Genomic DNA, 18959 nt, shown 5'->3' with positions numbered 1-18959 from the left:
GTAGTTCAGCTGGCAGGGGCGTCGGCCGCGCAGAGTTCACAACTGCCCGGCCAGCTCACGCAATCGCCGACCTTGATGCCCTGCTCCTCGAAATACCCGGCATTGACCTCCAGTGCCGCCATGTAGGCGGCCTCCGGCCGAGTGACCGGACACTCGCGAGGACTCGATGATTCGCACGGCTGCATCGTCGCGATCGTCACGATCTCTCCATTCTCATCGATGAAGGCGATATCCAGCGGAATGCGCGTGCGGTACATCCAGAAGCCATTGCGCGACGATTGGGTCCGAGGGTAGAGAAACAGCATCCCGGCCTCAGGATCGAGTTCATCGCGGTCCATCAGGCCCTTACTGCGCTGGGCCTGGGTACGGGCCGTCTCGACCATCAACCGGTGGGGCCCTTGGTCGCTGTGCACCACGACAGGCACCGTTCGCGGCGCTTCTTCGGTAGTCTCGGCCAGCAGGGAGCGCGGCAGCAGTGTCGCGGCTGGCACCAGGACGACCAGGCCCTGCAGGAGTTGACGGCGCGTCGGGTTCATAGCGGCTCTCTCATGTCGGTTCTCGCTCGGGAGTCGTGTGGGCATCCAGGGCGGCGGCACCGGGCATCAGGTGGATGCCCGAGGCCAACAGCGAGACCTGGACGGTTTCGCCGCGCGCCAGGCCATTGCGACGCGCGGCGTGGGTGGCGATCTCGAAACGCAGGATAGCATCGCTATGGTCGACGGCCAGCGATACCGAGGTAATCCCCCCCAGCACGACCAGCTCGACGACGCGGGCCGTGACGGGGTTTTCCCGCTCGCCCTGGGAGGGTCGGTGGCGACGGTGCAGCACCACGTCGGAGTGCGGCAGGTACCAGTCGACCCGCTGCCCCAACGGCAAGCATTCCAGGCCCTGTTCGACCTCGAGATGGTAGCGTCCCCACTGAAGGTATCGCTCACCGCCCTGCTCCACCACCACGCCGGTGAAGACATTATGGCGATCGAGCAGCCGTGCCACTTCCGGGCTCGCCGGCCGGCGAAACAGCGTATCGGGAGAAGATTGCTGCAGGCTGCAACCGGCATGCAGCACACAAATCCTGTCGGCCAGGGCGCAGGCCTCATCCAGGTCATGGGTGACCAGCACGATGGGAATGGAGATCTGTTCGCGTAGCAGCGCCAGCTCGCGTTGCAGGCGTCGCCGGGTGACCTGGTCCACCGCCGAGAACGGCTCGTCGAGCAGCAGCACCCTCGGCTGACGAGCCAGGGCTCGCGCCAGGGCAACCCGCTGGCGCTGGCCACCGGAGAGCTCGGCCGGGTAGCGGTCGGCCAGCCCCTCCAGGCGCACCCGCGACAGCCAGGCAAGCGCCTGTTCGCGACGCCTGGCCGTCGGCAAGTGATCCAGCGGCACCATGATGTTGCGCAGCGCGCTGAGGTGGGGAAACAGTGCATAATCCTGAAAGACCAGCCCCACTCGCCGCCTCTGCGGCGCCAGCGACAGGCCTTGGCCGGCGTCAAACCAGCTCTCGCCGGCACAGCGCACCCAGCCCCCGGCCGGCCGATAGAGTCCAGCAATGGCCCGCAGCAAGGTGGTCTTGCCGCTGCCCGAGGGGCCCACCAGGGCCAGCAACTCGCCGGGCTCGCAGTGAAAGTTAGCGGCTAGCGGTATCGGGCCGGGCTGATAAAGCCCCACGTCGAGACAGGCGGGAGTCGCACCTTCGGGAAGCTCAGACATGTCGCCACCGGCGGTGCCCGGCCAGCCCGTAAACAACCCCAATGGTCAGGAACGACACCAGCAGCAGCATGGCCGACATGATGGCGGCGCCCTGCTCATCGAAGGCCTGCACGCGGTCGTAGATGGCGATCGCCAGGGTGCGGGTTTCACCATCGATGGCGCCACCGACCATCAGGATGACGCCGAACTCGCCGAGGGTATGCGCGAAGGTCAGCGCCAGGGCGGAAACGACCCCCGGCCAGACCAGCGGCAGCTCGATTCGCCGGAACGTCTGCCAGGGCGACAGGCCGCTGCACCAGGCGGCCTCGCGCAGATTGGCGGGTATCGTCTCGAAGGCTCGCTGGATCGGCTGCACCGCAAACGGCAGATTGGCCACCAGCGACGCCAGCAGAATGCCGCTGAAGGTAAAGGTGAGCCCGCCTCCCGTGAGCCGCTGCCACACCGCCCCCACGGGGGCATCGGCACCGAACGACAGCATCAGATAAAACCCCAGCACGGTGGGCGGCATGACCAGCGGCAGGGCCACCAGCGCTTCGCAGAACGGCTTGCCGCGAAAGCCTCCGCGCGCCAGCAAGCGTCCCAGCCAGAGGCCGAACGGTACCAGCAGCAGGCAGGTCGCAACGGCTAGCTTCAACGAGACCGACAGCGCCGTCCAATCCATCAGGGCGAGCGTCCTTCGGCAAGCGACGCATCTGTCGGCAGCGTGAACCCGTAGCGGGACAAAATCTGCCGTGCCTCGTCCTGCTGCAGCCAGTTATAGAAGGCGCGGGCCGTTCCGCCGGCCCCCTCGATCAGCACCATCCGCTGCACCAGGGGTTCGTGCCACGCCTCGGGGATCAACACGTGATCCGTGCGCTCGGCAAGCGCGAGCGCCCGGGCAAGCGAATAGGCGACCAGCCCGCCGCGGGCATCGGCGGAAAGCGCGAACTGGCCGGCCTGGGACACGTTCTCGCCCAGGATTCGCAGCTCGGCAGTGGCGTCCCAGAGCCCGGCGTGCCTCATGGCCTGCCTGGCCGCCACCCCATAAGGGGCGTGCTCGGGGTTGGCCAGGGCGATGCGTGGGCGGTCCTGCCCTTGTTGGTGGGTCTTAATGGCTTCACGAACGCCGGCCAGTGGATCGCCCGCTTCCGGCAGGTCGTCTCGGCCGGCCCGCTGCAACCAGACCAGACGGCCGATGGCATACACCACCCCGGCATCTTCCGTGAGACCCTCCTCGTGTAACGCATGCACATAGGCCTCGTCAGCCGACAGGTACAGCTCGAAGGGCGCCCCCTGGCCGATCTGGCGGCGAAAATTGCCGGAGGAGCCAAAATTCAGCCGCAACTCACGGCCGGTCTCGTCCTGGAAGCGTTGCGCCGCGTCGGTGAGAGCAAACTGCAGGTCCGACGCCGCGGCCACGGTGGGCACGTCGGCGTGCACCGCCGGCATCAGCATCGACAGCAGCCCGAGCAGCGCGATTCGCCATCCTGTTCTCATTCGCTTCCCCGCTGATCCGCTATCTATCGAGACGTTACCTTAGAAGCAGGTCGCCATCACCTCGGTGACCTCGAGCCGCTCGTTGACCAGCAGGATCGTTCGCCACTTGTCGAAGGTCAGACAGGGATGGGAGGTACCGAACGCCACGATATCGCCTACGCGCACGTCGCCTACGCGCACGTCGCCTACGCGCATGTCGCCATCGAAAGCCTCCTCGGAAGTGGTGGGCAAGCGGACGAACGCATGCTGGTCCATCAGCTTGACGACCTCCCAACCCGCCACGCCGAGGTCCTGCCCAGCACTACCGCCCTCGCGGTAGCGACGCAGCGCCAAGGGCAAGCGGTCGCCACCGATATCGCGCTTGCCCATGGCGACGATGGCAAGCCCCGGCTCGGGGAGCGACTGCACCTGGGCGAACACCTCCAGCGCCGGCAACAGGCCTTTCTCGAGCTCGGGGCGGCGTCTCAGCACGCCGTGCTGTGCCTCACGATAAAGGCCATGGTCGTGGACCACATAGCAGCCGGGGCGCAGCACGGGAACGAAGTGTTTACCCAGCCGTGCCTCATGAAACACGCCGGCAATCAGGTCGTACCAGGCGGACCCCGATGCGGTGAGAATCGGCTGGTGGGCCTCGAAGAGCCCGTCATGATCCAGCGCCTGGGCGGCCTCGACCAAGTGCCAGGCGTAAGCCAGAACGTCTTGCTGGGGCTCGTCACTGACCACGACTCCTTCGTAGCCCTCGAGGCCTGCCAGCACCAGCGCCGGCGATTCCTGGATCTGTTCGCCCAGCGCCATGACCTCGTCCTGGTCACGACAGCCGCAGCGCCCACCCATGACGCCCAGTTCGATCAGTACCTTGAGACGTAACCCACGCGCCGTGAAGAAGCGCCCCAGTTGACTCACGTTCTCGCTGCCGTCGACCACACAGTAGACATCCGCCCCCGCCTCAATCAGATCGGCAATGATCGCCATGTTGGCCTCGCCGACCAGCTGATTGGCCATCAGCAATCGCGTGACGCCGTGGGCTAAGGCCGCCCGACACTGCGGGGCCGTTGCCAGGGTAACGCCCCAGGCGCCGGCCTCGAGCTGACGATGGAACAGCGACGGCGCCATGGTGGTCTTGCCGTGAGGCGCCAGGCGCGCGCCATGCGCGTCGGCAAAACGCTGCATCCACGCAAGGTTGTGAGCGAGCGGTCTCTCGAAGACCACCGCTGCCGGCAGGCTGACGCCGGACAGCAGATCCGGTGCCGCCTCCAGCGTGCCCTTATCATGGCTGGGACCATGGCTGGGACCATGGCTGAGTCCATCGCTGAGCCGTTCCCTTCGCGTGTTCATGGCCACCTCGACACCATTGACCTCTCCCCGACTGACCTCACTCTGACGTTCTCGATGTGAGTGCCCGGCAATACCGTGATTAACCGCTTATCCTCGCTTCGAAAGAAGTATACGCATCATTGGGCCAGGGTCGGTTGATGAAAGGCAAGGCACGTGCTCATCCCGTCTTTCGTTCCACCGCTACGCCTGTCGACCCATCGCTACGGCTGTGGGTGAAACGAATCGCTTCTATACTCAAGGCCACCTGATCGAAAGAGACCGGCGGGCAAGCCACGGTCAGGCCAAGGAAGCAAGGGAACTCAAGGATGAGACCTCGCACCAGATGGATACCGCTGCCCTACTCTTTCGCACTCCGCGACTTTAGCCTTCGTGGGGTCAACATGGGTATCGTCTCGATGGCCTGGCCGGCATTCACGCCGGTCAGCCAGGTCAACCACCCGCCGCAACGTTGCGTGCAGTCGGTCGGACCCTATGGCTTCAAGGCATCCCACTGGGCGATTCGGGAACTCCTTAGCCAACAGGTACAGGGCCGGATACCGCCGGAACGCTGGGTGCTGACGCGTTCCTCGCAGGGCCGGCCGGAAGTCGTGGGACCCGAGCCGGGATTCCATGTCTCGATTGCCTATGCTGGCGATATTTGTGCCGTCGCCGCCACGCAACACCGACCGGTGGGAATCGACCTGGAAGCGATTCCTTATTGCGTCGACGATGATCTGCCGACGTATCTACTCTCACAACACGAAACCTGGCTTGTACGCTACGCCCCGGGCATATTCGTGACGATCTGGACATTGAAGGAAGCCCTCGCCAAGGAAATCGGCGAGGGCCTCATGGGGGATGCAACCGCTATAGAAACTGCGTCATACGCCTTGGCGCCATCAGGCACCTTAAAAGACCGCCCCGATGGCGGAGCGGTCTTTCATGACAGCTTTCGTCTCGGCGACAGCGACTATGCCCTGGCGCTCACGCTGGGACCGCCATCGGGGTGAGCGTGTCGATCTGCGAAAGCGCCGCCAGCTCTTCTCCTAACACGGGGCGCGCCGGATTGCCGTGCCAGCGACTGCCGCAGGCCATGCGCTCCCCCTTCATCAGGAAGCTGTCCGCCTCCAGGCGCGAGTCCTCGCCGAGGACCGTGCCATAGTGGACGAACGACTTGACCCCGAGAGTGGCCCCCTCTCCAAGCGTGACATGGTCCGACTTGAAGATGCCGTCCTCGAGCGAGTGGGCCTGGATTGTGGTGCCTGCATTCAGGGTGCAATGATCGCCGATGGTCACCAGGCTCTTCTCGGGCATCCCGCAGCCCTCATCGTAGAGCTTGCGCCCGACACGCACGTTGAGGCCTCGCCACATCAGACCCTTGAAGGGGGTTCCATTGAAAAGGTTCAGGTGGGTCAAGACGTTCATCTTCCAGAACCGTTCGTGCCGCCAGAAATAGTCATCCAGGATCGCGCAGTACTGAGGCGAAAGATCCCTGAAACAAAAGGAGGCCCGCTCGACGAGGACAACATACACGCACGACATGAAAGTCAGGAACATGCCCGTGACGGTCAACTCGAAGGGGCTCTTGAAGCCCATGTCGAAGACCAGCGCATGGCCGACGACCAGCATCAGCGCCAGGAGGACGTAGCGTGCCAACAGGAACAGCGCCATCGTCATGAGGTTGTGGCGGTTTTTCAGCCGCAAACGCGCGGCCAGGACCTCGGGCGCCTTGTAGTGATCGAACTGCCGGTCGCGCATCACCGAGCGGGGAATCTCGAAGGCCGGCGAGCCGAGCAGGCCGGTATTCTCGCGCAGCTCACCGTCGACGGGTACCAGCGTCTTGGTGCCGAACAGGACGTTGTCGCCGGTCCGTCCCCCCGCAGGATAGTGGATATCGTTACCCAGGAAATTGTCGCGGCCGAACCTGACCCGTCCGAGACGAAAGGCGGCACCGGAGAACGTGGCATTCGCCATGACCAGGTTGTCCGAGACCATGGTGTTGTACCCGAACTCACACAGAAACGGTACATCGTGGCGTTGATGCACCCCGAAATTCGAGCCGGACTGCTTCAGCCCGTTGAACCGATAGCCGATCGCGCCCAGGTAATAGACGATATAGGAACTGTCGCCGAAGAGCAGATTGAAGAACTTGGAGTTCGATCCGCCGATGATCATCCGCACCAGGTAATAACGCACCCCATACAGCGGATACTCGCGATCTTCCTGCAGGAACCGCCAGACCAGCCTCGGCACCACCGTGATCACCACCAGCCCCAGCAGCATCGAGCCGACAAAGAAGGCCGCCGAATAGCCCAGTAGCTTGGGCAGCACAGCCAGGGTCTGGCTGGTCAGGCCGACGACCGGCACCGCCCTGAGACCCTCTTCCACGACAGGTCGGATGACCCACGTGAGCATGATGAACAGGGCCGGCCCGAGCCCCAGCACCCAGGTCCCGAGCTGGGCCAGGGTGTAGCCAATGCGGCGGGCCAGCGACGCCGTCCCTGGAGGCAGCACACGGAAGCGTGTGGTGGTCGCCTCCGCCGGGGTGCCATGATAGCTGACACCGGCCCGGCCGACCTGCCCCTCATACAGCGCCGAGGCATGGGCCAGCTCCGCCCCGTCCTCCAGGCGGGTATGGATATCCAGGACCGCCCCGTCCCCCACATAGGCGCGAGCACCGATGTGTACCGGCCCGGTAACGATTCGTCCCGCAACCGCCTTGTAGCCCTGGAGCATCACCTCACGCCCCACCACCGCCTGGGGACCGATCTCGACCAGGTCCGTACACACCGGGGGGTTACACATCACCATGGCGCTCCAGTCCACACGCACACCGAGCGACTTCAGATAGGCGTTGTACAACGGGGTCCCTTTCACCCTGGCCAGGGGCGAGGCCTGGATCAGTGACTTCACGAGCCAGAAGCGGGCATAGTTCACGCCCCAGATCGGGAAGTCGACCTCTTGCCAGCGGCCGATCAGCAACCACTTGGCGGCGATGGGCAGTACCATCATTATCACCAGCATGATCAGGGAAAAGGCTGCGGCCCGGAGGTACAGTTCCACGCCTCGGGTTTCAAGCATCCATGCGATGCTATCGAAGACGATTTCCATCATGCCCCAGCCCACCAGCAGCGCCATGAGCAGCTGGTAGCAGCCGGTGCCCCAGTAGGCCAGATCGCTGGCCACATGCGGTGCCGGCTGGCGCGGTGCTTGCGGAGCATCCACGGTAGCGGACGTCATCAGAGCGCCGACACGGGCCGCCAACTCGCGTACCGTCGGCGCCTGGTAGATGTCCCGCATCGAGATGTCGGTACACGCCATCTCACGGCGCACGCGGGTACAAAAGCGCGCCATGATAAGGGAGTTGGTCCCCAGGTCGGCGAAGAAGTCGTGCGTTACCGAGACCCGCTCGAGCGTCAACAGATCGGCCAGAAGCCCTGCAAGACGCGTCTCGACCTCGCCGTCCGGCGCCACGAACGCATCGCTCCCGCGGACCAGACGCTTGCCGCTCGGCGGTGGCAACAGCCGGCGATCCGCCTTGTCGGAGGGCAACATGGCGATGACCTCGAGCGGCTCGTAGTACGCGGGCACCATGAACGAGGGAAGCTGTTCGCTGAGCGCGTTGGCCACCTGTTCGGGCGCCACCTCCGTGCTGGTGGTGTAGTACGCCACCAGTTCCCGCGTGCCGGGTTCCGGCTCGAACGTATCCACGACGGCCTGCACGATACCGGGCTGCTGCATGATCACCGATTCGATCTCGGTCAGTTCGATCCGGTAGCCCCGGATCTTGACCTGGGTATCGATCCTGCCGAGATATTCGACTTGGCCCGCCCCGTCGATACGTCCCAGATCGCCGGTGCGATAGATCCGCCCAGAGGGATTGTCGGGCAGCCCCAGGAAGTCCTCGATGAACACTTTTTGGGTCAGGTCGTCTCGGCCAACATAACCCGGTGAAAGGCCGATGCCCGCGATGCCGATTTCGCCGACCTCGCCCTTTTCCAAGGCCACGGGGCCGTCGGGGTCGAGGATGACGACGCTGTAGCTGGGCAGTGGGCTGCCGATGGTAATCGGCTGGTTCGGGCGCAATTCCGCCACGGTCGCCGTCACCGTCGCCTCGGTCGGTCCGTAGGCGTTCAGGATCATGCGGTCATCGCGATGCCAACGCCGCACGATATCGACCGGGCAGGCCTCACCCGAGACGATCAGCAAGCGAAGATCGGGCAAGTCCGTCGACTCTTCCTCGATGGTGGAAAGCAGGGTCGGCACACAACAAATAGCCGTGATGCGATGCTCGGTGAGAAAGGCGTGCAGGTCTTCACCCACCAGGCTGCCCTTTGCCTGGCTCGGCACCAGCGTGGCACCTACCAGCAGAGGCACCCATATCTCTTCTACCGAGAAATCGAACGCCAGGGTGAGGCCCTGGTAGACGCGGTCCCCGGGTCGGTAACCATAGGTCTCGGCCGCCACACGCACGAAATTGACGATCGAGTGATGCGTGATTCGCACGCCCTTCGGTTTCCCGGTCGACCCCGAGGTGTAGATGATATAGGCCAGCTCGCCCCTTGCTTCAGGGGCCAGGAAGCTGTCCGGAGAATAGTCTCGTCGCTCGGCGGCCAGCGAGTCGAGGCTCAAGATCGGCAGGTTTGCCGCCTCGGCAAGACTCTTGTGCCTTTCAATGGTCAGGATCGTCGACGCGCCAGCATCGGCGGCGATGTAATAGATCCTGTCAGGCGGAAACATCGGGTCCAGCGGCACATAGACGGCATGCAGCTTGAGGACCGCGAGCAGGGCGATATAGGATTCCAGGTTCCTGTCGAAGAGCAGCGCCACGACATCATTGGCCCCAATGCCGCGATTCTCCAATAGCCTCGCCAGCCGGTTCGCCTCCGTATCGAGCTCGGCAAAGCTCAGACTCGCCTCCGGGGTTTCGACGGCGATCGCGTCCGGCCACTGTTCCGCCACCGCTTCGAACAAGTGGTGAAGTCGCTCGCCCGACTGCCATCGGGGCCTAGTGTCACCATCTCGCGTCAAGGCAACTTCGAGATCGTTCTCCCTCACCAACGGCTCGGAAACAAGAACATCTGCCAAGTTGGCCGCGTAGTCGTTCATGACTGTCCTCCAGATAATAATCCTTTATCAGCCGGGCTGAGTCCTATTTCCGACCCCATATCCATAAACACCTGCAGTCCGATTGCGCGCATGGCAGCACCTTTATTCACGTCATAAACGAGAACTTCTATCGCCTTTTAATTAAAACCAAATGAGAAATAATCTCATAATAAGAACCACTCAAATAACTTGTATTACTCCACTCTTCACTGATTAAAAAAACCAGCTTGCATTACGACTTGTTTAAACAACATCCCGAAACATCAAGTAACATATAGGTCGCATAACCTGTGTTATCAAAGTTTATTTTTGATAATATCAGGCATGATTTTGCCAACCTTTTGATTGATTGGCTAAATAAGGCGGACCGGATTGAAGACACAGCAAATCACCTCGAAAGATAAACACTCACGAGGTGATCCAGATCAAATAATCAGCTAAAAAAGGCTCTTCGTCGTTTAGGTGTGGAATTCGGCCCCGGCGTTGAGCCACGATAGCGCCTTCACGACACAGGAGGCGTGGCATGGAGGGCACCCAGATTCTGACCCTCGGCCTAGGCTTGGAAGTACCCTGGATCCTAAAGGATCAGCATCTGGATACTGCCGTGTCACCCCACCGCCTGTACCTCTACGTCGAGGCCGAGCGAGGTAGCCTCTACCCCTGCCCCGAGTGCGGTAAGGCCTGTCCGGCCCACGACTTCGCCGACAAGATCTTGTGTCTCTCCGGGCTTGTTGATTAGCTACCAGCAGGCCTTGGCATCAGGGTGAGCATCCACAAGACCTGAGGCGGTATAGCCTGGGCGCCAGATCATGCCCCCTGATGCCGCGAGCCGCCCGGTGACGCATCACGAACTACCTCAAGGTCATGCGCGAGGCGATCACAGATCAGCCACTACTCAAGCCGATGGCGAAGACCCTGACCACCCTGCAGCGGCATGCGGAGCAGGTGGTGAGGCGCTGGATCTCCCGCCTGACCAACGCACGACTGGAGGGCATGAACGGTCTCTTTCAGGCTGCCCGATCACGCGCACGCGGCTACCGGAACGAGGCCAACTTCATCGCCATGATCACCCTGATCGGCAGCCCAGTTGGCAGTCTGCCCAACCAGGTCAGATCCACATGAAACGTCGACGAACTCTAAAAAAGTTGATCAGAATATTAAAAAGTATATTCGAACCCAACAACCAACGAATAGGCATCGCTCGCCGAGTTGCCAAAGGCACCTCCCGGCATGAAATAACCGAGTCTTGAACGCAACCTCAGATCCTCGAACGCATGATAACCGAGCACAAGATCGACAGCCTGGCCGACATCCCGGCTTTCCCCATTCGTCGGCACGAGAAGTAGCGACCCCTCGATGAAGTCATCGGTGGCCACGTCCTGTTGATAATGGTGGTAGATGAGGTCGACGGAACTCAGTTCACTGGGGCGAACGCCGATACCTGCGGTCACTATTTCAATGTTGCTCAGATCAGGGTCCAGCGTTTCTCCGTAATAGCTAAAGCCCTGTATCCCGTTGAAACTGCCATGGTTGTCGTGGAGACCGGTCTGCCGGAACTGCCGATCGACATCGCTGTCCGGGTTCGAATCGCCGCTGCCATAGGCGTAGGCAAGGGTCAGCGAAGGTTCTAGCGGCGCAGAGAACTGATAGGTACCGCCAAGATCAACACCATAGCCCCGCAATCGATCCGAGCCATCGCGCCCCCTGACATGCCCCAGTTCGAGCCAGTAATCGAGGGAGTCGGTCACCGCACCACCGGCCCGCAGGCCATAGAAGATCGGGTTGACGGAGCCCAGTTGGTCATCTCGCACCAGGGCATAGGCGCCGGCCTGATGATCATCTGTCAACTGGTAGCTACCAGAAACAATGTAATTGTTGACGCGCTCCTCGGATGCATCATTCTCGAAGATATCCCTGGTGAATTCCCGCTCGCGACTGGCCGACAACTCCAGCGACAGATCGTCGTAGTCATAAAAGGCACGAATGCCATCCAATTCCTCGACGTAGAGCCATTCACGAGGGTCCGCAAACGTCTGACGACCGACTCTGAACGACAATTCATCCGTTATATCGTAAAAATCAAAATAAAGTTCCGACACATTCAAGGAGGACTCGCTTTCCTCAAGACCTCGCTCCCGGCCCCGATCAACCGCCCACCACCCCTCCGCCAGCAGCGACAAATACGCGTCGATAGTGTCACTCACCTCAAAGTCGATACCCAAGCCGAGTTCCGGCACTACCGCCGATAGCCCATCCGATCGTCGACTATCGAGATCCATATTGCCGAGTCGCTCGAAACTGGCATCCACCCAGACCTCGTACTCCAAGCGATCGAGAAACTCCTCGTCGTCTGACGTTTGCGCCAACAAGAATCCCGAAGGGGTGGCTATCAGGGTCAAGGACAACAACCAGGCAGTGTCCTGGCACCATCGACGCGGTCGGCGTCTGGGTATCGAGGCAATACTGGCCTCAACAGTCAGGTTTTGAACATGGGTCATGCTCTGCCACCCCCGAGATGAGAGGCATACGGCTCACGTAAGCTGGATGTACGGGCACGTCTGGGTCGGATAAAAATTGCTCGTCGAAAGTTGCTCGCCAAGTGACGCTTCGATACCAGTCTAGGACAAAGCGTAACGAAAAAACTACTTATCGATTCATGATTACAACATATCATCGAACAGTATGGCTTGGGTCAGTCCGGCCAGTATTAACAAACTCACATAAGAATGAGAACAACATGGAGATGGGCGCTACGCCAGGTTCACCCTCACCCCCAGCGTGAACTCCTCGCAATTGTTGCCCGCCCCGCCCCGATCGACGACCAGGAACTCACCTTCACGCTCCAGCACCGCTTGGATGGCGTGCCAGGTACCAGCCCGGTAGTTGACCCCTTGGCGCCCGTCGGTAACGAAAGCCCGCACCTGGGTGGGGTCGATCTCGTCGCCCGGCGGTGCGACCACGATCACGAAGCGTTCCTGATGAAGCGGCATGAAGGCCTGACTCCCCAGCGGATGACGCTCCAGGAAGTCCAGCTCCAGCGGCAACGCGACCGGTTGGCTGACGAAGATGCTGATCAGTGTCCGTGCATCCTCGCCCAGAGTCTCCACCGTCGCCAGGTCATGATAGCGCCGGGTGCGCCCGGCGTTGATGGGAAAATAGTCGGCGATTCGCGAATCGATGACCTCACCGAACGGGGCAAAGGCCTCGGGTGTCAACGGCTCGGCGTTCAGTTCCAGCATGCAGGTCTCCTTTTTACCTCTCACCTTTCGCCTATCGACCACCGGCCAAGCCGAGCTTCATATGGCGATTCACGTCTTTGTATAACAGATAGCGAAACGGACCCGGCCCGCCGGCATAGCAGGCCTGTGGGCAGAAGGCGCGCAGCCACATGAAGTCGCCGGCCTCGACCTCGACCCAGTCCTGATTGAGGTGGTAGACCGCCTTGCCCTCGAGCACATAGAGGCCATGCTCCATGACATGGGTCTCGGCGAAGGGAATCACCGCTCCAGGCTGCAGGGTGACGATGTTGACGTGCATGTCGTGACGCACGTCGTCGGGCTCGACGAAGCGCGTGGTCGCCCAGCGTCCATCGGTATCCGGCATGGGGCGCGGCGCGATATCGTTCTCGTTGGTCACGAACGCCGCCGGTGGTTTGATGCCATCGACCGCCTCGTAGGCCTTGCGCACCCAATGAAAACGTACCGGCGCCTCACTCGTGTTGAGCACCCGCCAGTCGCTGCCCGGCGGGATGAACGCATAGCCCCCGGGGAGCATGTCATGGCGCTCGCCGCCAAGCGTCAGGCAGAGCTCGCCCTCCACGACAAAGAGCACGCCCTCGGCGGCGGGATCAAGCTCAGGCCGGTCGCTGCCCCCGCCCGGCGCCACTTCCATGATGTATTGCGAAAATGTTTCGGCGAAGCCTGAGAGCGGGCGCGCCAGAATCCACAGGCGGGCCTTCTCCCAGAACGGCAGCTGGCTGGTGACGATGTCGCCGAATACGCCCTTGGGGATGACGGCGTAAGCCTCGGTGAATACCGCCCGGTCGGAGAGCAGCTGAGTCTGGGGGGGATGCCCCCCGGCGGGAGCGTAGTAAGTGCGCGTCTTCATGACATTTCCTGACTGATAGTGCCTGAATGGTATTTTCTGATAAGCGCGAGATTGGGAGTTCTGCCTCAGAGTACCGGTGCCGGATGACGCTTGATCCAGTGGCGGGCAATGTCCACCCGACGGGTCACCCAGACCCGGTCGTGCGCCTCGATATGGTCGAGGAAGCGCTGCAGGGCGCGAAAACGCCCCGGCCGACCGATCAACCGACAGTGCAGGCCTACCGAGAGCATCTTCGGCGCCTCCTCCCCCTCCGCGTAAAGGACATCGAAGGCGTCGCGGAGGTAGGTGAAGAAATGATCCGCGGTATTGAAGCCCTGGGGCGCGGCGAAGCGCATGTCGTTGGTGTCGAGGGTATAGGGCACGACCAGATGCACGTGCTCGCTACCTTGACTGTCCGCCACACGCGTCCAGAAGGGGAGATCGTCGCCGTAGTAGTCGCTGTCGTAGAGAAAACCGCCCTCATCGAGCAGCAGCCGCCGGGTATTAGGGCTGTCGCGGCCGGTGTACCAGCCCAGCGGCTTCTCGCCATAGAGGCGCTGGAAAATCTCCATGGCGCGGACCATGTGCTCGCGCTCGACCCGCTCGGACACTTCCTGGTAATGGATCCAGCGGTAACCGTGGCAGGCAACTTCATGACCCAACTCCTTGAAGGCGTGCGCCAGCTCAGGATGCCGCTCCAGCGCCATGGCCACGCCGAATACCGTTAGCGGCAGGCCCCGGCGCTCGAACTCACGCAGTACCCGCCAGACCCCGGCACGCGAGCCGTACTCATAGATCGACTCCATGCTCAGGTGGCGATCGGGAAAGGAGGGGGCGCCGATGATCTCGGAAAGAAACTGCTCGGAGCCGGCATCTCCATGCAACACGTTGTTCTCGGCCCCCTCCTCGTAGTTGAGCACGAACTGCACGGCGATTCTCGCCTTGTCCGGCCAGGCGGCATGCGGCGGATGGCGACCGTAGCCGATCAAGTCGCGGGGATAATCCGTTAAAGCAGATCCGATCATGACAAGAGCTCCTGGCGGAATGGCAATATGGACTCTGACCGACTCACGAAGGATGGCACGGTCATTGCCTTGAGACTCATGTATACGATAACAACATAAGAACTGCCTGGTCGGTCTGCAAGCTTCGACGACAAGCCCCGACGGCAAGCGATGGGCATAAGACTCGAATTCACGAGAAAAAGCGGCTTGATGCTTACCCGAAATAGAATCATCACCCTTAGTGGGCGTATTTGGTGTCTTGCAGAAGGCAATAAGGATGTCTATTTTGTGTACAAAGACAGATTTTTTGTTCACAACATCGCTCCGGAGCAAGTGCCATGCACATACGTGTCATCAACCCCAACACGACCGGCAGCATGACGTCGACCATTGCCGAAGCGGCACGCCGCATCGCCTCGCCGGGCACTCATATTACAGCGACCCAACCAGATAGCGGCCCGGTCTCCATCGAGAGCCATTTCGACGAGGCCATCAGCGTTGTAGGCATGCTTGAGGAGGTGCTGGCCGGTGAGCGCGAGGGCGCCGATGCCTATGTAATCGCCTGTTTCGGCGACCCCGGCCTGCTGGCGGCACGCGAGCTGACCCGGGCCCCGGTGATCGGTATCGCCGAGGCCGCCTTCCATATGGCGACGCTGATCAGCACGCGTTTCTCCGTCGTCACCACGCTGGGACGCACCGGCATCATCGCCGAGCACCTGCTCGAACAATATGGCTTTGGTCATCACTGCCGCCGGGTGCGCGCCGCGGAGATCCCGGTACTGGACCTGGAGGAGAACAGTGACGCGGCCCTCGTGCGGATCGTTGATGAGTGTCGGCGGGCCCGCGACGAGGACGGCATCGGCGCTATCGTGCTGGGCTGCGGTGGCATGGCCGAACTGACCGACACCATCAGCCGCGAGGTCGGCCTGCCGGTGGTGGAAGGGGTCACCGCCGCCGTGAAGCTTGCCGAGGCCCTGGTCTGCCTGGGGCTGGGCACCAGCAAGCACGGTGACCTGGCCTTCCCCCGACCCAAACCCTTCTCCGGGCGCTTCGAGAGCCTCTCGCAACTCCAGCCCGCCCGATAATTGGCACGCATCCTGCTTAACTTTCTTTGAGTCGCCATCATTACAAGACGCCACGAGCGCACGCCAAGCCGCAAGCCTTCCACGGCAGTACCCCGCCGGAAGACAACCACAAGCACAGAAACGACTTGCGAGGACATCACCATGAGCCATCCCACTCCCGACAGCACTGCAGCGTCCACGGGGGATCCAGCCGTCGCCACGAGCCCGGCCACCAAGGCGCCGGGGCAGGAAAGTCTGGCTCCCCAGCAGACCCGCATCATGGGTCGACCCTCCTACTTCCTGGCCTGGTTCGGCGGCTGCGTGTCGATCGGCACCTTCGCCATGGGCTCGAGCGTCGTGGGCACGTTGAACCTGCTACAGGCGACGCTTGCCATCGCCATCGGCTGCTTCGTGATCGGTATCGCGCTGGCGATCAATGGCGCCGCCGGCTACAAGTACGGCATTCCCTTCATGGTCCAGGCACGCAGCGCCTTCGGTTTCGCCGGCACGCGGGTCCCCGGCCTGGTGCGCGCCGTGCCGGCGGTGGTCTGGTACGGCTTTCAGAGCTGGATCGGCGCCGGGGCCTTGAACATGGTGTCGGCCACCCTGTTCGGCTTCGATAACCTGATCTTCTATTTCATTACTTTCCAGTTCCTGCAGATCGGCCTCTCGGTGATGGGCTTTCAGGGCATCAAGTGGCTGGAGAACATCGGCAGCGCCTTCATCCTCGTCTCGCTGATGTACATGTTCTATGCCACCGTTCAGCGCTACGGCGACGAGCTGTCGGCCAGCCTGCTGACCATGGAAGGCTCCTGGGGCATGCCGTTCTGGGGCGCCACCATGCTATTCCTGGGCATCTACAGCACCATGATGCTCAACGTCAGCGACTACGCTCGCGAGCACAAGCACGGCACCGGCCCGGGGCTGATGACCACCATCTACGCCATGTCGATCCTGCCCTGCACCCTGTTCATGGGCCTGATCGGTTACATGGTGTCCGAAGCCACCGGTACCGCGGATCCGATCCAGGTGTTCGCCAACGCCGTGGACAACACCCCGCTGTTGATGACCACCCTGCTGTTCATTGCCTTCGCCCAGGTCACCACCAATGTGCTCAACAACGTGGTGCCGCCGACCTATGTGCTGATGGATGTCTTCAAGATGAAGTTTCCCATCGCCACCGTGATCGTCGGTTTGCTGGCCTTCGCCACCTTTCCCTGGAAGCTGGTGCAGCCGGAATCCGCCGCTGGCCTGCAGCTGTTCGTGCAGACCTACTCCGCCTTTCTGGGCCCGATCTTCGCCGTGCTGGTGGTCGACTACTACCTGATCCGCCGCCGCACACTGGACCTCGACAAGCTGTACGACGAGAACGGCCCCTACCAGGGCGTCAACGCCGCCGCACTGATCGCCACCGCCGTGGGCATCGTGGCTGCGCTCACCTTCTCGGCCGTCTCCTGGTACGCGAGCCTGATCCCGGCCGGCCTCACCTACTTCCTGCTGATGAAGCACTGGGCGCCCTGCCAGCGTTTCCGGCAGTAGAAGAATTGATGAGCCTGATGCAGACGCTTCAGATTCCCCTGCGCCCTAATAATCCCAACGGTGACCGCCATGCATGACAGTGATCTGGATATCCAGAACATCGATCCCTCGCTTTACAACGAGGATCTGGCCCCGCTGAAACCCCAGGACCGCAACTGGGGTGCCTTCGAGATATTCAACGTCTGGTCCAACGACATCCAGAGCCTGTTCGGCTACACCCTGGCCGCCTCACTGTTCCTGAGCTATGGCCTGAATGGCTGGGCGGTGATGGCGGCGATCATTCTCGCCGGCATCATCGTGATGTTCCTGGTCAACCTCACCGGCAAGCCCAGCGTCAAGTACGGCATCCCCTTCCCGGTCATGGTGCGCGCGAGCATGGGGGTACGCGGGGCCAACCTGCCGGCCATGCTGCGCGCCATCGTCGGCATCTTCTGGTACGGGGTCCAGACCTACTTCGCGTCCACCGCCGTGACCCTGCTGATCACCGCCCTCGTGGGCGGTGGCGAAGGCGCCACCTTCCTCGGCCTCTCCGGGGTGGCTTGGCTGTCGTTCGTGATCGTCTGGGTGTTCCAGATCGCGATCTTCTGGCAGGGCATCGAGCGCATCAAGCACTTCCTCAACTGGGCCGGCCCAATGGTCTATGCGGTCATGCTGGTACTCATGGGCGTGGTCTGGTGGCAGGCAGGCGGCGAACTGGTTCCCGCCATCGGTACTATCTTCAGTGGCGACGTCGAGCGCTCCGGCAGTGCCATCGCCGCCTTCATGGCCATCGTCGGCACCATGGTCGCCTACTTCGCGGCCGTGGTGATCAACTTCGGCGACTTCACCCGCTTCGTGAAGACCGAGCGCCAGATGAAGCTCGGCAACCTGCTGGGGCTGCCGCTCAACGTGGCGTTCTTCTCGTTCATCGCCCTGATCATCACTGCCGGCACCCTGGTGCTGTTCGGCGACGCCCTGACCAACCCCTCCGATATCGTCGAGCGGGTCGACTCCCTGCCGCTGACCATCGTCGCCGCACTGACCTTTTTCGCCGCCACCGTGGGCATCAACCTGGTGGCCAACTTCATCCCGCCCGCCTATGACCTGGCCAATCTCTTTCCCAGTCGCATCAGCTTCAAGGTGGGCGGGCTGATCACCGCCGTGATCGCCTTCTTCGTCGGCGCGCTGTGGGTCTCGCTGATCAGCCAGATCGGCGTGCCCGGCTTCGTCAATGCGCTTGGCGCGGTGGTGGCGCCCTTCTACGGCATCATCGTGGTCGACTATTACCTGATCAAGCGCCAGAACCTGGATATGCAGGACCTGTTCTCATCCGATCCGGCCGGCGCCTACCATTATGTCAACGGCTGGAACACGCGGGCGCTGGTCGCCTTCGGCGGCGCCGCGGTTTTCTCGCTCTCCACCGTTCTGGTGCCGGCGCTGGCAAGCCTCGGCGGCTATGGCTGGTTGTTGGGCGCCGGGCTCGGCGGCCTCTTCTATTACGGCCTGATGCACCGCCAGCGCACACCGGCCCCTGCCGTGGGCTGAGGCGTCATTGCCCTATCCAACCCCGCCAACCTCTCACCCCGGGCGCTGATCAGCGCCCGGCTTTCGTGTTCGCTTGCAAAAAGTCTACCCTTGGGTAGATTGAGGAAGCTTCCTGCCTGCCCCTGCACCACGGGCA

Annotated in this window: 16 protein-coding genes; 6 read left to right on the top strand and 10 right to left on the bottom strand. The window is 62.2% G+C overall.

Annotation, left to right across the window (positions count from 1 at the left end; all coding sequences use genetic code 11):
* Positions 1 to 5 precede the first annotated feature (5 nt).
* From KG088_RS03880 to KG088_RS03860, 5 genes are read right to left on the bottom strand one after another with little or no spacing between them, the layout of a single operon-like run.
* Complete coding sequence (locus tag KG088_RS03880; protein ID WP_213824184.1) at positions 6 to 536, bottom strand: DUF192 domain-containing protein; 531 nt, start codon at positions 534 to 536, stop codon at positions 6 to 8.
* Positions 537 to 546: 10 nt separating this feature from the next.
* On the bottom strand, positions 547 to 1707 hold the full coding sequence (locus tag KG088_RS03875; RefSeq protein ID WP_213824183.1) for an ABC transporter ATP-binding protein: 1161 nt from the start codon (positions 1705 to 1707) through the stop codon (positions 547 to 549).
* Positions 1700 to 2368 carry a molybdate ABC transporter permease subunit gene (modB, locus tag KG088_RS03870; protein ID WP_213824182.1) on the bottom strand — a complete coding sequence of 223 codons (669 nt, stop codon included), beginning with the start codon at positions 2366 to 2368 and terminating at the stop codon, positions 1700 to 1702. The genes KG088_RS03875 and modB overlap by 8 nt, the downstream gene beginning before the upstream one ends.
* Positions 2368 to 3183, bottom strand: coding sequence for a molybdate ABC transporter substrate-binding protein (gene modA / locus KG088_RS03865; RefSeq protein WP_213824181.1), 816 nt, complete (start codon positions 3181 to 3183; stop codon positions 2368 to 2370). Before modA ends, modB begins: the two co-directional genes overlap by 1 nt.
* Positions 3184 to 3222: 39 nt before the next feature.
* Positions 3223 to 4518: an amino acid deaminase gene (locus KG088_RS03860; RefSeq protein ID WP_213824180.1), complete on the bottom strand. Its 1296-nt coding sequence runs from the start codon at positions 4516 to 4518 to the stop codon at positions 3223 to 3225.
* A 305-nt stretch (positions 4519 to 4823) separates the two neighbouring features.
* Here KG088_RS03860 and KG088_RS03855 point away from each other — a divergent pair, with 305 nt between their 5' ends.
* Complete coding sequence (locus KG088_RS03855) at positions 4824 to 5507, top strand: 4'-phosphopantetheinyl transferase family protein (RefSeq protein WP_213824179.1); 684 nt, start codon at positions 4824 to 4826, stop codon at positions 5505 to 5507.
* Here KG088_RS03855 and KG088_RS03850 read toward each other — a convergent pair.
* Complete coding sequence (locus KG088_RS03850) at positions 5482 to 9606, bottom strand: Pls/PosA family non-ribosomal peptide synthetase (protein ID WP_213824178.1); 4125 nt, start codon at positions 9604 to 9606, stop codon at positions 5482 to 5484. The two genes, KG088_RS03855 and KG088_RS03850, sit on opposite strands and share 26 nt — an antisense overlap.
* A 523-nt stretch (positions 9607 to 10129) precedes the next feature.
* Between KG088_RS03850 and KG088_RS03845 the strand changes: the two genes are divergently transcribed.
* Positions 10130 to 10345: a zinc finger domain-containing protein gene (locus KG088_RS03845; RefSeq protein ID WP_213824177.1), complete on the top strand. Its 216-nt coding sequence runs from the start codon at positions 10130 to 10132 to the stop codon at positions 10343 to 10345.
* A gap of 125 nt (positions 10346 to 10470) precedes the next feature.
* Positions 10471 to 10728 carry a transposase gene (locus KG088_RS03840; protein ID WP_213824176.1) on the top strand — a complete coding sequence of 86 codons (258 nt, stop codon included), beginning with the start codon at positions 10471 to 10473 and terminating at the stop codon, positions 10726 to 10728.
* 35 nt (positions 10729 to 10763) lie between these two features.
* On the opposite strand, the gene KG088_RS03835 is transcribed toward KG088_RS03840, so the two are convergent.
* The 4 genes from KG088_RS03835 to puuE form a co-directional block, all read right to left on the bottom strand.
* Positions 10764 to 12005 (bottom strand): alginate export family protein, encoded by a 1242-nt coding sequence (locus KG088_RS03835; protein ID WP_213824175.1) that lies wholly within the window; start codon positions 12003 to 12005, stop codon positions 10764 to 10766.
* A 351-nt stretch (positions 12006 to 12356) separates the two neighbouring features.
* Positions 12357 to 12845 carry an ureidoglycolate lyase gene (locus KG088_RS03830; protein WP_213824174.1) on the bottom strand — a complete coding sequence of 163 codons (489 nt, stop codon included), beginning with the start codon at positions 12843 to 12845 and terminating at the stop codon, positions 12357 to 12359.
* A gap of 31 nt (positions 12846 to 12876) precedes the next feature.
* Complete coding sequence (locus KG088_RS03825; RefSeq protein ID WP_213824173.1) at positions 12877 to 13713, bottom strand: bifunctional allantoicase/(S)-ureidoglycine aminohydrolase; 837 nt, start codon at positions 13711 to 13713, stop codon at positions 12877 to 12879.
* Between the two features lie 65 nt (positions 13714 to 13778).
* On the bottom strand, positions 13779 to 14717 hold the full coding sequence (gene puuE, locus KG088_RS03820; protein ID WP_213824172.1) for an allantoinase PuuE: 939 nt from the start codon (positions 14715 to 14717) through the stop codon (positions 13779 to 13781).
* A 317-nt stretch (positions 14718 to 15034) separates the two neighbouring features.
* On the opposite strand from puuE, the gene KG088_RS03815 reads away from it, so the two are divergent.
* The 3 genes from KG088_RS03815 (at position 15035) to KG088_RS03805 (ending at position 18823) form a co-directional block, all read left to right on the top strand.
* Positions 15035 to 15781: an aspartate/glutamate racemase family protein gene (locus KG088_RS03815; RefSeq protein WP_213824171.1), complete on the top strand. Its 747-nt coding sequence runs from the start codon at positions 15035 to 15037 to the stop codon at positions 15779 to 15781.
* A gap of 141 nt (positions 15782 to 15922) precedes the next feature.
* The gene (locus KG088_RS03810; RefSeq protein ID WP_213824170.1) at positions 15923 to 17299 is read left to right on the top strand and encodes an NCS1 family transporter; all 1377 of its coding nucleotides are present in this window, start codon (positions 15923 to 15925) and stop codon (positions 17297 to 17299) included.
* A gap of 69 nt (positions 17300 to 17368) precedes the next feature.
* Positions 17369 to 18823, top strand: coding sequence for an NCS1 family nucleobase:cation symporter-1 (locus tag KG088_RS03805; RefSeq protein WP_213824169.1), 1455 nt, complete (start codon positions 17369 to 17371; stop codon positions 18821 to 18823).
* The last annotated feature ends 136 nt before the right edge of the window (positions 18824 to 18959 follow it).

Origin of the sequence: Halomonas jincaotanensis (assembly GCF_018448785.1) — a bacterium.
Lineage (GTDB): Bacteria > Pseudomonadota > Gammaproteobacteria > Pseudomonadales > Halomonadaceae > Halomonas > Halomonas jincaotanensis.
The sequence above is the reverse complement of the archived record's forward strand: the minus strand, read 5'-3'. Positions and strand labels throughout refer to the sequence as shown.